General features: G+C 55.5%; 12 protein-coding genes and 1 pseudogene. 3 read left to right on the top strand and 10 right to left on the bottom strand.

Annotation, left to right across the window (positions count from 1 at the left end; all coding sequences use genetic code 11):
• Nucleotides 1-2: 2 nt before the first annotated feature.
• The 4 genes from HQN82_RS23780 to HQN82_RS23765 form a co-directional block, all read right to left on the bottom strand.
• Nucleotides 3-917, bottom strand: coding sequence for a branched-chain amino acid ABC transporter permease (locus HQN82_RS23780; RefSeq protein ID WP_173616123.1), 915 nt, complete (start codon nt 915-917; stop codon nt 3-5).
• A 68-nt stretch (nt 918-985) separates the two neighbouring features.
• A complete protein-coding gene (locus HQN82_RS23775) occupies nt 986-2,149 on the bottom strand; it encodes an ABC transporter substrate-binding protein (RefSeq protein ID WP_234904963.1) in 1,164 nt (387 codons plus the stop codon).
• A 68-nt stretch (nt 2,150-2,217) separates the two neighbouring features.
• Nucleotides 2,218-2,766, bottom strand: coding sequence for a 3-hydroxyanthranilate 3,4-dioxygenase (locus HQN82_RS23770; protein WP_173616122.1), 549 nt, complete (start codon nt 2,764-2,766; stop codon nt 2,218-2,220).
• Nucleotides 2,767-2,789: 23 nt separating this feature from the next.
• Complete coding sequence (locus HQN82_RS23765) at nt 2,790-3,746, bottom strand: dihydrodipicolinate synthase family protein (RefSeq protein ID WP_173616389.1); 957 nt, start codon at nt 3,744-3,746, stop codon at nt 2,790-2,792.
• A 126-nt stretch (nt 3,747-3,872) separates the two neighbouring features.
• Here HQN82_RS23765 and HQN82_RS23760 point away from each other — a divergent pair, with 126 nt between their 5' ends.
• The 3 genes from HQN82_RS23760 (at nt 3,873) to istB (ending at nt 7,650) form a co-directional block, all read left to right on the top strand.
• Complete coding sequence (locus HQN82_RS23760; RefSeq protein WP_173616121.1) at nt 3,873-4,808, top strand: LysR family transcriptional regulator; 936 nt, start codon at nt 3,873-3,875, stop codon at nt 4,806-4,808.
• Between the two features lie 513 nt (nt 4,809-5,321).
• Nucleotides 5,322-6,848: an IS21 family transposase gene (gene istA, locus HQN82_RS23755; protein WP_173616388.1), complete on the top strand. Its 1,527-nt coding sequence runs from the start codon at nt 5,322-5,324 to the stop codon at nt 6,846-6,848.
• Nucleotides 6,838-7,650: an IS21-like element helper ATPase IstB gene (istB, locus tag HQN82_RS23750; RefSeq protein WP_173616120.1), complete on the top strand. Its 813-nt coding sequence runs from the start codon at nt 6,838-6,840 to the stop codon at nt 7,648-7,650. Before istA ends, istB begins: the two co-directional genes overlap by 11 nt.
• Nucleotides 7,651-7,952: 302 nt before the next feature.
• On the opposite strand, the pseudogene HQN82_RS25580 reads toward istB, so the two are convergent.
• The 6 genes and pseudogenes from HQN82_RS25580 to urtB all read right to left on the bottom strand — a co-directional run.
• Nucleotides 7,953-8,063, bottom strand: a pseudogene (locus HQN82_RS25580) (NAD(P)H:quinone oxidoreductase); the annotation flags it as partial.
• A gap of 169 nt (nt 8,064-8,232) precedes the next feature.
• Nucleotides 8,233-9,216 (bottom strand): acetamidase/formamidase family protein, encoded by a 984-nt coding sequence (locus tag HQN82_RS23745; RefSeq protein WP_427832756.1) that lies wholly within the window; start codon nt 9,214-9,216, stop codon nt 8,233-8,235.
• 15 nt (nt 9,217-9,231) lie between these two features.
• Nucleotides 9,232-9,933 (bottom strand): urea ABC transporter ATP-binding subunit UrtE, encoded by a 702-nt coding sequence (gene urtE / locus HQN82_RS23740; protein WP_345791270.1) that lies wholly within the window; start codon nt 9,931-9,933, stop codon nt 9,232-9,234.
• On the bottom strand, nt 9,930-10,673 hold the full coding sequence (gene urtD, locus HQN82_RS23735; protein ID WP_173616119.1) for an urea ABC transporter ATP-binding protein UrtD: 744 nt from the start codon (nt 10,671-10,673) through the stop codon (nt 9,930-9,932). The genes urtE and urtD overlap by 4 nt, the downstream gene beginning before the upstream one ends.
• Nucleotides 10,670-11,764, bottom strand: coding sequence for an urea ABC transporter permease subunit UrtC (gene urtC, locus HQN82_RS23730; protein WP_234904962.1), 1,095 nt, complete (start codon nt 11,762-11,764; stop codon nt 10,670-10,672). Before urtC ends, urtD begins: the two co-directional genes overlap by 4 nt.
• Before the next feature lies 1 nt (nt 11,765).
• Nucleotides 11,766-13,415: an urea ABC transporter permease subunit UrtB gene (urtB, locus tag HQN82_RS23725; protein WP_234904961.1), complete on the bottom strand. Its 1,650-nt coding sequence runs from the start codon at nt 13,413-13,415 to the stop codon at nt 11,766-11,768.
• Nucleotides 13,416-13,422 lie beyond the last annotated feature (7 nt).

Raw genomic sequence — 13,422 nt, 5'->3', positions numbered from 1 at the left:
TGTCAGGCTCCCACCGGAAAGAGGCCTCTCGGGCGGAACAGAAGAACGATTGCCATCAGCAGATAGATTCCCATGGATGCGATACCCACGCCCAGGGCGTCTGCTTCGGCCCCGGCCAGGAAGTGGCGCAGGATGGAAGGAAGAAAGGCGCGCAGGCAGGTATCGATGATGCCGAGCGAGATACTCGCAATGAAGGCTCCCTTGATAGAGCCAACGCCGCCGATAACGACGACTACGAAAGTGGCAAGCAGGATTTGCTCGCCCATTCCAACCTGAACGGCAAGAATCGGCCCGGTCATGAAGCCGGCGAGCCCCGCAAAGGCAGCCCCGAGTGCGAATACCAGTGTGTAGAGGAGGCGGATATCGACACCGAGCGCACGAACCATATCTCGATTGGTCGATCCTGCTCGAACCAGCATGCCGATCCGTGTGCGGTTGATGAGCAGGTAAAGCCCTCCCGCCACCATCAGGCCAGCCACAATGATCAGCAGCCGGAATGGCGGATAGCTCAGGCCCGGAAACAGCTCGATCGGGTGCGAGAGCGAGGCGGGTAGCTGCGTGAAAATCGGCTGCCGCCCAAAGATCATTACGGTCAATTCGTTGAAAATCAGAATGAGCGAGAAGGTTGCCAGCACTTGGTCGAGATGGTCACGCTGATAAAGCTTTCGCATGATGCCAAGCTCGATCACGATCCCGGCGATTGTTGCTGCCACGACTGCTGATGGAAGACCCAGCCAGAAATTTCCTGTCTGCACGGCCGCGGAGGTGCCGATGAAAGCACCAATCATATAGAGCGAGCCGTGAGCGAGGTTGATGACGCCCATGATCCCGAAGATCAGCGTCAACCCTGCTGCCAGAAGGAACAACATGACGCCATAGAGAAGTCCATTCAAAAGTTGCTCGAAGATTAGTGTCATTGGAGGAAACGACCTTCAAGAGAAATGAAAATGCATGGCGCGAGCTTACTCGCGCAAAACGGCGACTGTCAGAGCTTGCATTCGGCAGCGTACGAATCACCGTAATTTTCGATCAGTTTCTTCTTAATCCTGGTGGTCGGATTGCCGTCTTCGTCCTTGACGACATCAAGGAGATACCAGTCCTGCAACGGATGCTGGTTCGACCCGAAGGCAAAATTACCGCGCACGGACTTGAAGTCAGCCTTACGCAACGCTTGCCGCGCGGCACCCACATCGTCAACACCACCGGTCATTTTCAATGCAGAAGCAATAAGGCGAGCCACATCGTATCCTTGAGTCCCATAATAGGTTAGAGGCCGGTCAGGATAGGCGGCTTTCCACTTTGCCACGAGTTCCTTGCTCGCGGCATTATACATATCGGGGCTCCAATGGCTGGTGGCGAGAATTCCAATTGATGCGTCACCTAGCGATTTGAGGATCACGGCATCGCTGGATGGTTCGGAAAGCACCATCGGAATCTTGCCGAGAAGACCTGCCTGCTGATACTGGCGCATGAACGCAATACCCATGCCACCGGGATGAAACTGAAAGACCACATCGGGGTTTGCGGCGCGAATTTGCGCCATCTCTGCTGAATAATCAGTCTGATCCAGTTGGGTGTAGATCTCACCGACAACATCGCCCTTGAACCTGCGCTTGAAGCCCGCCAGCGCGTCTTTTCCTGCCTGATAGTTCGGTGCAAGTATGAATGCGCGTTTGAAACCCTCCTGCTCCGCAGCAATGCCAGATGCCTCGTGGAGCGAGTCATTTTGCCAGGAAACCACGAAATAATTCGCATCGCAGCCCTTGCCCGCCATGTTCGATGGCGCTGCGTTGGCGCTAATATAAATCCTGTCATTATCGATTATATCCGGCACGGTGGCACCGGCTACATTCGAGAAGATGATGCCGGTAAACAGTTTGACGCCATCTTCCGACATGAATCGTTCGGCGATCTGACGCCCGTTCCCAGGCTTAGCAGCATCATCTTCGACCTTGAGTTCAACCGGTACGCCACCGAGTTTGCCACCTTCAGCATCGATGGCAAGCTTCATGCCATCGCGCACATCCTGGCCGAGATAGCCGCCGGGCCCGGACAAAGTCGTTATCACACCAATCTTTACCGGTTCGGCGGCGCTCGCGCCAGAAGCCAGCGCCGCCAGCGCGCCGATCATCAAGAGTTTGCTTTTCACTTTAATTCCCCTTATGTTTTTATGCTCGTGCCTCGGCGCCCGGCAAATTTGCCGGGCGTAAGCCAATATTAGAGCGCAACCCAACCTTCAGGCGGGTTTTTACCGGGGTGAACGGTATTGCAATGCGGGCAGGTACGCAGTTTCTCATCGTTGTAGAAGGCGGCGTAAAGTGGCGGTAGATCGTCGACGATCGATTCCAGATCAACTTCGGCGCGATGAACGAGGCCGTTGCATTCAAAACAATACCACTCGACGGCGTCGAGAACGCCCTCGGGACGAGCCGGTTCGATTACCAGGCCGATGGAACCTTCCTGCGGACGCTGCGGCGAATGACGGATATGCGCTGGCAGAAGGAAGATATCCCCCTCGCGGATCGGTACGTCGTAGAAATCGCCAGTCGATGTATCGTGCAGCTTGAGCAGCATGTCGCCCTTAAGCTGATAGAAAAACTCTTCGACCGGATCGTCGTGGTAATCGGTGCGCTTGTTCGGACCACCGACTACCGTGACCATGAGGTCTGCATCCTTGAACACCAGCTGATTGCCGACAGGAGGCTTTAGCAGATGCTTGTGTTCATCTATCCAGTTATGAAAATTGAACGCACTTAGTTTAGTCATTCTCGTTCCCCTTTTTGATTCGCTTAGGAAAGTTTTAGACCGCAGCCATCAAATGCCTGCCGGATGGCCCGTTTCTCGGGATCGGTCAGCTCAAGCATTGGCGCGCGAACGGGCCCACCGACTTGACCGAGCAGCTCTTGCCAATATTTTTGGTGTGAGGTGGGCTTTTCAGCCGGTCGTGTTGACTTGAACGCATGACGGACGGGCTCCAGAGTTTGCCAGACAGCGCGTGCCTCAATATCCTTGCCGGCAAATGCCAGATCGGTATAGTCGCGCATCCGGCGATCAACCTTGGTTTGCAGAGTGTAGGGCGGCGAAGAGCAGAGATATAGCTGCCAGCCCAACTCGAGAATGTTGTCCAGCCACTCGTTTTCCGATGCAGTTGAAACCAGGATGCGGTCGCCCGCCAGTTCGGTGAGCTTGCGGTACAGGTCGCGCGGTACCGAATATTTGATCGCGACGACTGTTTCGATATCGGCGAGACGATTGCAGAGTTCGGGGCTCATCAAATAGCCGCTATCGGGATGGGACCACAGTGCCAGTCCGATATCCACCTTTGAAGCTATCGTTTCATAATAGCGAATCAGTGTTTCGTCCTGTGCTCGCAGAAAATGGAGAACCGGCGCATGGACGACGATATAGTCGGCGCCGCAGGCCTGCGCGTGCTTGGCCAAATCGATCACCACATCCAGGTTCTGATCCGAGCAGGACATGATTGTCTGGGCCTTGTCACCGACTGCTGAGACAGCCATGTCGAACATGCGCTTTCGTTCATCAACCGACATCGCGAAGAACTCGGCCTGCTTTCCCGCAACGAAAAGTCCCTCTATGCCGAGATCGTTAATCCAGTGGTCGACATTTTTGCGAAAGCCGCCTTCGTCGATCGATCCATCTTTGTTGAAAGGCGTGTTTGCCGCGGCCCAGATACCACGCATCGTAGCGCGAGAGTAGGCTTTAGCGTTCTGCCGGTCATATTTCATCGGAAACCTCGCTTCGGGGTCGGGCAAATCAAAACCCGTGTCGTCCTCATCGAGCACCACTTTCTTTTATTCGAGAAGTAATCTAAGCAGAATATATTTATAATGAAAAACTCATAAGTGAAGCCAATGCGCCCGACTCTCCGGCAGATCGAATGCTTCCAGGCCGTTGTCGAACTGGGGAATTTTTCCCGCGCGGCTGAACGTGTCAGGACGACCCAAGCTAACCTCTCACATACAATCCGTGATCTGGAAACAGTGCTGGAGGCGCGGCTTTTCGACAGGACGACACGGCGCGTCAGCTTGACAGATGCCGGCCGCGCCTTCGCCGAAGGAGCACTCGCCGGCTTGGCCGAAATCGACCGCGCTGCCGAAATTGTGCGTGATCTGGGGAAATTGCGGCGCGGTCAAGTCAGTATCGCAGCCCCGCCCTTGCTGTGCACGACAGTGCTTCCGCATCTCGTCCGCCGCGTGGCCGATGAACACCCCAACCTCATTATCAAGATCGTGGATGTGGGGCCTGAAGTCGTCATAGAACAGGTCCGGAACGGACGTTGCGATCTTGGCGTTGGCACTTTTTCCGGTGAAGATCCCGACGTCGAAAGTCAGACTGCGTTGCGCGATCAACTCATGATTTTCGTGTCACCCCATCACGATTTCGCCGCACACGAGCAGGTCGGCTGGTCAGAACTGGACAATCAACCAATCATCACGCTGACTCAGAAAAGCAATATTCGGCTTCTGACCGAAATCGGTTTCGAACACGCGAACTTGACACTTCGACCCCATTTGGAGGTCAATCAGATTCATACGGTCTTATCGCTGGTCGAGGTCAATGCCGGTATCGCTGTCTTGCCTGCGTACGCTTTTACTGCATTGCGCGGTCGTGGCATCGTCGCCCGCCCTCTGACAAATCCGGCGGTTATACGTGAAGTTCGCCTCATCGCTCCCCGTGATCGAGAACAATCTGCTGCTACTATCGAGGTGCGTTCAATTCTACGGAACCTGCTTCGTCAGATGATTCCCGAGCTCCCCGGCTCTGGTCACAAGAGACAAGATGTTTGACGGAGCGATCTCTCCGTCCTCACACCAGCCGTCCTGGATAATCTGTCGCAGCGCCCCGAGGATCAACATGTAGTTCGGCGGCCATTGATGCCATGCTCACGACGACTAAAAGATTTTAGGGATTCCTTGGGAGACAGGAGCTAACCAACTCCAGACGCTGACACACCCGCTTGCCGGACCGTTCCCCGATCGCGCAGGCTACAGCGCGGGGGTCTGCCGGCAGGGCCAGTTGTCGGCAGACCCCCGCGCTGCTGCGGCTTGTTCCTTCGAGGTCTTGCAGGAGCGACAGGACAATTCCGACGTTTACGACTCGACTGACGGATTGGCGAGCAAGCGAAGCACGCGCAATAGCTGCATTCGGTCGCAACGGAGGAATTGCTGCCATGTGCAATCTTTATTGCTGTTGATTGCCACTGAGAACTGACCCGGCGTGGCCTGATATTTCCATTGAGAATTGACCCATGTTCCAACCTTCCCTCGCGTGTTTTCAGCGGGGGCTATGGAGTGATCGACATGGCGTTATTGAGCGTGATCCGACGCTGGCATTATCGAGACCATTTATCGATACGGGAGATTTGCCGCAGGACCGGCCTGTCCCGCAATACCATCCGCAAATACCTGCGCCTGAACGGCGTGGAGCCGAAGTTCAAGGTCCCGGAGCGGCCGAGCAAGCTCGATCCGTTTGCAGATCGGTTATCGGCTTGGCTGAAGACTGAATCCAAGAAGAACCGTAAACAGAAGCGGACGATGAAGCAGTTGCATGCCGATCTGATGAGCCTTGGTTACGAGGGCTCCTACAATCGGGTGGCGGCCTTCGCGCGGGAATGGCGTGATGATCGACAGAGGGAATTGCAGACGACGGGTCGCGGGACATATGTGCCCCTGGCGTTTGACCCCGGCGAAGCCTTCCAGTTCGACTGGTCGGAAGATTGGGCGATCATCGGCAATGAGCGCACCAAGCTGCAGGTGGCGCACACGAAGCTGAGTTACAGCCGCGCCTTCATCGTGCGGGCCTATCTTCTGCAGACGCACGAGATGCTGTTCGATGCCCATAACCATGCATTCCGCGTGTTTGGAGGTATCCCCGGCCGTGGCATCTACGACAACATGCGAACTGCGATCGACAAGGTCGGCCGCGGGAAAGAGCGTGATGTCAATGTCCGCTTCCAGGCGATGGCCAGCCACTACCTGTTCGAACCCGAGTTCTGCAATCCGGCTTCCGGCTGGGAGAAGGGACAGGTCGAGAAGAACGTTCAGGACGCGCGTCATCGTCTGTGGCAGCCAACGCCGCGCTTTCCATCGCTAGATGCCCTGAACGACTGGCTCGAGCAACGCTGCAAGGAGTTCTGGGCACAGACCCCGCACGGTCAGATGCGTGGCACCATTGCCGACATCTGGGCGGAGGAAGCACCCGCGCTTATGCCTGTTTCCAGACCTTTCGATGGGTTTGTCGAATACACCAAGCGTGTTTCTCCGACCTGCCTCGTGCATCTGGAGCGTAATCGCTACAGCGTCCCGGCATCCTTCGCCAATCGGCCGGTGAGCCTACGGGTTTACCCGGACCGTATTGTGGTCGCCGCAGAAGGACAAATCGTTTGCGAGCATCGTCGCGTCATTGACCGCTCCCACGACAGGCCAGGGCAGACGATCTACGACTGGCGGCACTATCTGGCGGTGGTGCAGCGAAAGCCGGGTGCGCTTCGCAATGGCGCACCGTTCGCCGAGCGCCCCGATGCATTCCGGAACTTGCAACAATATCTGCTCAAGAAGCCAGGCGGAGACCGGGAGATGGTCGATATCCTGGCGCTGGTCCTTCAGCACGATGAACAGGCCGTCCTGTCGGCAGTCGACATGGCGCTGAAGTCCGGCGTTCCGACCAAGACGCATGTGCTGAACCTGCTGCATCGACTTGTCGACGGCAAATCCTTCACGCCGCCGACCATCGATGCGCCGCAAGCCCTGACCCTCATCAACGAGCCTCAGGCCAATGTCGAACGATACGATGCCCTGAGAAAGACGGAGGCTCGCCATGCGTCATAATCCAGCAAGCGGCGCGATCGTCATCATGCTGCGGCAACTGAAGATGCACGGAATGGCACAAGCTGTCGGTGAGCTGACTGAGCAAGGATCGCCTGCGTTCGAGGGAGCCATTCCGATCCTGTCGCAGCTCTTGAAAGCGGAAACAGCCGAACGGGAGGTGCGATCGACTGCATACCAGCTCAAGACCGCCCGCTTTCCTGCCTACCGTGATCTGAATGGCTTCGATTTTACCAGCAGCGAGATCAACGAGGCGCTCGTGCAGCAGCTTCATCGCTGCGACTTCCTGGACGACGCAAACAACATTGTTCTGGTAGGTGGCCCCGGCACGGGCAAGACACACATTGCCACCGCGATCGGTGTCCAGGCCATCGAGCATCACCACAAACGGGTCCGGTTCTTCTCAACAGTCGAGCTGGTCAACGCGCTGGAACAGGAGAAGGCGCAAGGACGGTCCGGCCAGATCGCCAATCGGCTCGTCCACTCCGATCTCGTCATCCTCGATGAGCTCGGTTACTTGCCGTTCAGTGCATCAGGCGGTGCGATGCTCTTCCATCTGCTGAGCAAACTCTACGAGCGAACCAGCGTCATCATCACCACGAACCTCAGCTTCAGTGAATGGGCCAGCGTCTTCGGTGATGCCAAGATGACCACGGCATTGCTCGATCGGCTTACCCATCATTGCCACATCCTTGAGACCGGAAACGACAGCTTCCGCTTCAAGAACAGCTCCGCGCACGACACCAAAACGACAAAGGAGAAAACGAGGAACTTGACCACGACCGCAGACCCGAAACATACCTAACAGGCGGGTCAATTCTCGGTGGAAACGCTGGGTCAGTTCTCAGTGGCAATCAACAACGGATGGTCAGTCGAAACAGGTGGGGGGTCAAAATTGGCCGCCGGTCACCCCGCCAGAGCGGTCAATATTCCACGCCGAAACACATTCTTGGCCAGCTTCTTGGCGATACCCGCCCCAATGCCCTTTGACGCACCCGTAAAGATTGCGACCTTGTTAGTTAACTTCGATACTTCATTAATACCTACAACACAGAGAAGATGGTAAGGTTTATAGCAGCTGCAGCTTCGGAAATCAGGTGTCGACCACCCGAACAGCTTGGCGGTGACTTCGGCTACGTGGCGCCCTTGAAAGCTCGCCCCGGTGAGCTTGTTGTCGCTCGGCTGGCGCGACCCATCTCCACCGGAGATGTTCGCCGCAGCAGTCGTCAATCAGAAGTGATTGTCATCTCCAATAAGCTGCAAATGCAGCTTGAAAGATAGGAGACATTGGTGTCCACCTGTTTTGGTGGGCACCTTGTTAAACTCACAAAATTTCAGCGTGTGCGCAAATTTCTTGCGTAAGTCACACGAGATCAGAATTCAAATCTCAGCGACTGGCCGATGCGTTTACGAGGTGTTTTTTTTCGAGGATTGCATGCACGCCTTTGTTGATGTCAACAAGCTGAGTAACATGCAGGTCGGCGACCAGCGAGCATAACATGTATGCTTGGTTCCTATCCAAATTGGTCCGCTCGCATATAAGCCTTATCATCTCACGCACCGACTGCCGGGCTGCTTCATCAAGGTCGCTGTTAAAGCCCATCGAGATGAGTTTGTCTGGGGTCTCGGCAAAAGGCTGGGTGAGTTTCATGTCCTTGCGCACGGTCAGGCGAAAGACGCCGTTGAGTGCTGTCTCCAGCGCTGTAATGCAGACCTCACCATGTCCCTGGCATCCATGTCCATCGCCGGCGCTGAAAAGCGCTCCCTCGTTGAAGACGGGAAAGTAAACCGTACTGCCAGGCCGGAGGTCCTTGTTGTCCATGTTGCCGCCAAATGCCCGTGGTTCCGGGGTGCCAATTCGTCCCCATTCCTTTGGTGGCGCAACTCCCATAATTCCGAAAAACGGATCTAGGTCAATTTCCAGGCCCCACGGCAATTGCGCCGTCTTCCGGGCGCGATCGATAGAAATGTGTAGCCGCTCATAATTCGTGAATTCCTCCGGCAGGGTTCCCAGAAGCGGCAAGATTGCGCAAAAACCCCAGTCTTGCCGTGGAGTGGCTTCCAGAATATCGACCTGAAGAACGTCTCCCGGCATCGCACCTTCCACGAAGATCGGACCAGTCAACACATGGGGACCAACTGGACCTGCCACGACCTTACCGTCACCGCCCCCCGGCACAAGATTGTCCAGCGCTAGCCGGTGATCCGGCGTGACCAACGCGGAATTCGGGGGAACGTCTTCTTCAAAGCAGGCCGGTAGCGTATGCAGCATCACTTCCGATCCGGAGGGAACGGTCAAAACTGGCTTGGTCTCTGCATCAAAATAGCCCCAATAAAGATTCTCAGGGGAGGCCTTCACTTCAAACATCATATATCACTTTCTATCTTAGACTGAGAGATGTCGTTTCACGGCTTCATCGTTTATGTCCGATGCGGCGCCATGCAGGACGACTTCGCCACGGGAGAGGACCACGTAATGGTCCGAAATCGAGCGCGCGAAGTCGAAATATTGTTCGACGAGCAGGATGGAGAGGCGACCACGCAACTGCGCGATGACGTCTTCAATTCGACTAACGATTGAAGGCTGGACGCCTTCGGTCGGCTCATCAAGGATTAGTAGATCCGGCCGCGTTACGAGCGCCCGGGCTATGCTTAACTGCTGTTGTTGACCGCCGGAGAGGTCACCGCCTCTGCGTTTCCACATCTCCCCAATGACGGGGAAGAGCGCGACGGCCTCGGCAATGACCTCGTCCGGGTCTTCGACCTTGGCCGCCGCGGCAGCAATTTCGAGATTTTGCCCGACGGTGAGGTTCGCGAAAATTTCCCGCCCCTGGGGGACGTATCCGAAACCTTCTCTTACGCGACGGAATGGCTGCAAGCTGGTAACGTCCGTGCCGTTCCAGGCGATACGGCCCGAGGTTGACGGCAGCACGCCCATAAGACAACGCAAAAGCGTCGTTTTACCGGCGCCATTGCGTCCCATGACGGCGGTGCATCCCTTTGGCGCTGTTTCAAATGAAATATTCTTCAGCGCGTGGCTACTGCCATAATGCAGATTTAGTTTTTCTACGGTAAGTCCCATGATCATCGCCCCAGATAGACTTCGACGACACGTGGATCCGATTTAACGGCCTCCATACGCCCTTCGACCAGAAGCTGACCTCCATCCAAGACGATCACCCGGTCAGCAACTTTCTCGACGAACTCCATATCGTGCTCGATGACGACGATGGCGCGATCGGGGCTTTTCAGCTTTTCGATCAAGTGCGCCGTTCTTTCAGTTTCACTGTCGCTCATTCCGGCCACGGGTTCGTCAAGCAGAAGAACTCGCGGCTGCTGCATCAACAGCATGCCAATTTCCAGCCACTGTTTCTGGCCGTGGCTCAGAGTGCCGGCAATCTGGTCATGCTGATCAGACATACCGATCGTTTCGAACGTCTGTTCCATCAGCTGCACCTGCTGGGCCGTTGGTAGAGAAAACAGCTCAATGAGCGATCTGCGCATAGCGACGTTCAACGCAAGCATGAGATTCTGCATCAGGGTCAGTGCTTCGAAAATGCTTGGCTTCTGGAACTTCCGACCAACGCCGGCGAGAACGATCTCCGGCTCCTGAAGTTTTGTCAGCTCAATCCGCCGATCCAGTGTTATGGAGCCGTTAGAAACAGGACTTTTCCCCGTTATGGCGTCGAGTAGGGTCGTTTTCCCTGCACCGTTTGGGCCAATGATCGCGCAAACGGTCCCGTAATCGACATGAAATGTTAGATTGTTGATGGCCCGAAATGTCCCGAACGTGACGGTAACGCCATCAACCTGAAGTGCCTCGGTCATCGCGCGATCTTTCTTACTCTCGTTGCAAGCATCCCCGGCAGGTCGCTCAGGCCATTCGAAAGCATCACGACGACAAAAAGTACGAGTGCGGAGAGAATGAATGGCCAGAGATCTGGTGCAACAGCCGTCAGAATGAATTTCAGAGTGCTGATGACGATCGCTCCCAGCAGCGCGCCTGACAGCGAACCACGCCCGCCAATCGCCACCCACACCGCGATCTCCAGAGAGAGATCGGGCGCCAGAACCCTCGGATTGATAATACCGACCTGAGGCACATAAAGAATTCCGGCAAGCGTTGCTATTGTTGCAGATAGCGTCCAGATTCCGAGTTTGATCCAAAGGGTTTCACGGCCGAGAAATCGCAGTCGAGCCTCATCATCCCGGATGGCGATAAGCATTTGACCGAAACGAGACGTCACCAACCTAGCCGTTGCGAAAAGCAAGAGGGCAGTGCAGAGCACGGATATCCCGGCGAGAAATGCGACGGTCCGGCGTTCAGCAAGGGGCCAGGAAAACAGCATGCTAAACCCGGTCATGCCGTTGTTTCCACCGAAACCGGTATCGTTGCGAAACATCAGTAGCATGGCGACATAAACGAAGGCTTGGGTGATGATGGAGAAATAGACCCCGACCACCCGCGACCGAAAGGCGCTGTAACCAATTACGAAGGCGATGAGCGCACTAACACAAACAGCGACAAGCAGCGCATACGGCGCATATTCCAAGCCTGCATAATAAAATGGAAGATCATTCCATCCCATAAACACCATGAAGTCCGGCGGCGCACCCGTTGAGAGGTAACCGACTTTCACCATGTGCATCGCGATCACATAGCCGCCGATCGCAAAGAACAATCCATGACCAAGGCTGAGAATTCCCGCGTAGCCCCAGATAAGATCGAGCGATATGGCAAGCATGCCAAACGTCGCTATCTGACCGACGAGATTGAGAAAGTAGCTTGATGGCCCGGCGCCAGTGACGCCAAACGCCAGTATGGTCAGGCCGAGACAAACCAGAAGCATAGCGATGACATGATTTGTTCGGCGTTCGGCTACAATTTTCTGGCGGTAGGAGAACAGGATGTCTCGCATGTTAACGTCTCCCCTTCTGGGCAATCATGCCTTCTGGACGAAACTGAATGAAAAGAATGATGATCAAAAGTGCGATGACCTTCGCTGCCACCGCTCCATAAGCCGGTTCTATGAGTACGTTGATCATGCCTATGCTCAGGGCAGCAACGGCTGTGCCGACGAGACTGCCGACGCCGCCAAGGACGACGATCATGAAGGCATCCACGATGAAGCCTGTACCCATGCCGGGATTGACGGTGTAGATAGGAGAAAGAGCGAGACCCGCAAGCCCGGCCAGTCCGGCGCCCAGGCCAAAGGCGACCATATCCACGAACCTCACCGAAACGCCAATACAATTTGCCATGGTGCGGTTTTCTGTAACCGCACGAATAAACAGACCGAGCCGGGTAAAACGCAGGACGAAAAGCGCGGCGCATAATACGATGCACGCAAATGCGATCGCGAAAAGGCGGTTCCAGGTCACGAAAAAGTCAGCGAATATATGAGCGCCACCGCTCAAAAAGACAGGGGTGACAAATTCCAGGTTCTGCGTGCCAAACAGTACCCGCACGAGGTTGATCAGCAGCAGACTTATGGCCCAGGAGCCCAGCAACGTCGTCAGCGGACGCTTATACAAATGACGGATAACGGTGACTTCCATCGCGACGCCGACGCCGCCGGTAACCAAGAAAGCAAAAGGTATTGCTATCAGCAGATAGTAGCCGACTAATCCTGGAGCCAGCAGTTTCAAAGCCTCCTGCACCAGAAACGTGACGTAGGCTCCAATCATGATCAGTTCGCCCTGGGCGAGATTGATGACCCCCATCAACCCGAAGATGACGGCAAGTCCCATGGCAGCCATGAAAAGAATGCTGGCATAACTCAATCCGCTGAAAGCCAACTGAGATATCTGGCCAATCTCAAGCCACAACCGCGTCTTTGAGATGCCTGAGGAAAGGGCTTTTTGAATTTCGGTGTCTTCAGGCTTCAGATTTTTCTGCGCATCTAAAAGCAAGCTGAGATTGTGGCTCGACGGTGAAGCCGCCAACGTCGCGATCGCGGCCAGTTTTTTTGCGGGATCGTCGTCGTGAAGAGCTCCCGAAGCGACGAGATCTCTCAGCTTTTCCGCCAGCGCGCTACTGGTCGCAAGATTCGCAGCGCGTTCAATGAGAGCGATTGGTACCATCTGGACCCGCTTGCCCAGTTCTTCGGCATCTCTCATTGCGCCAGGGCCGCTGTTATCGACAAGCAGACGAAGCAGGGCCAGACTTGCGTCCACTGTCCCCCGCATTCTAAGGTTGACCAGCGCGCCCGTTTTACTGTGTGGCGCGTGGGATAATGGCGCCAATGAAATGGCCGAAATCACCCCAGTCGATGTAGTCACCACCGCTTCCGGCTCTTCACAAATCAAAGCTCTCCGGCTGATTGCGTCCAGAATTGCCAATCCCCAAACAGGTTCGGCTTTGTCCGTTTCAATCGCAGCAAGCAGTTCGGAAACGCCATTTAACTGCTCTGCTGCCGCTGACGAGCATAGGCGTGCGACAATATTCTGTTTCGTCGCGTCTTCGGCTTTAGCCGCCCCCAAGGCAGCGACCAGTAATAGCATCGAGAACAAGCCCCGCCACAAAATGGCGGGACCGATCGTCCGAACTAACATCTTAAGATTTCCCATGACGAGA

It is taken from the genome of Agrobacterium pusense (genome assembly GCF_013285525.1).
GTDB lineage: Bacteria > Pseudomonadota > Alphaproteobacteria > Rhizobiales > Rhizobiaceae > Agrobacterium > Agrobacterium pusense.
Note: the sequence above shows the minus strand (reverse complement) of the source record. Positions and strands in the feature narration are given on the sequence as shown.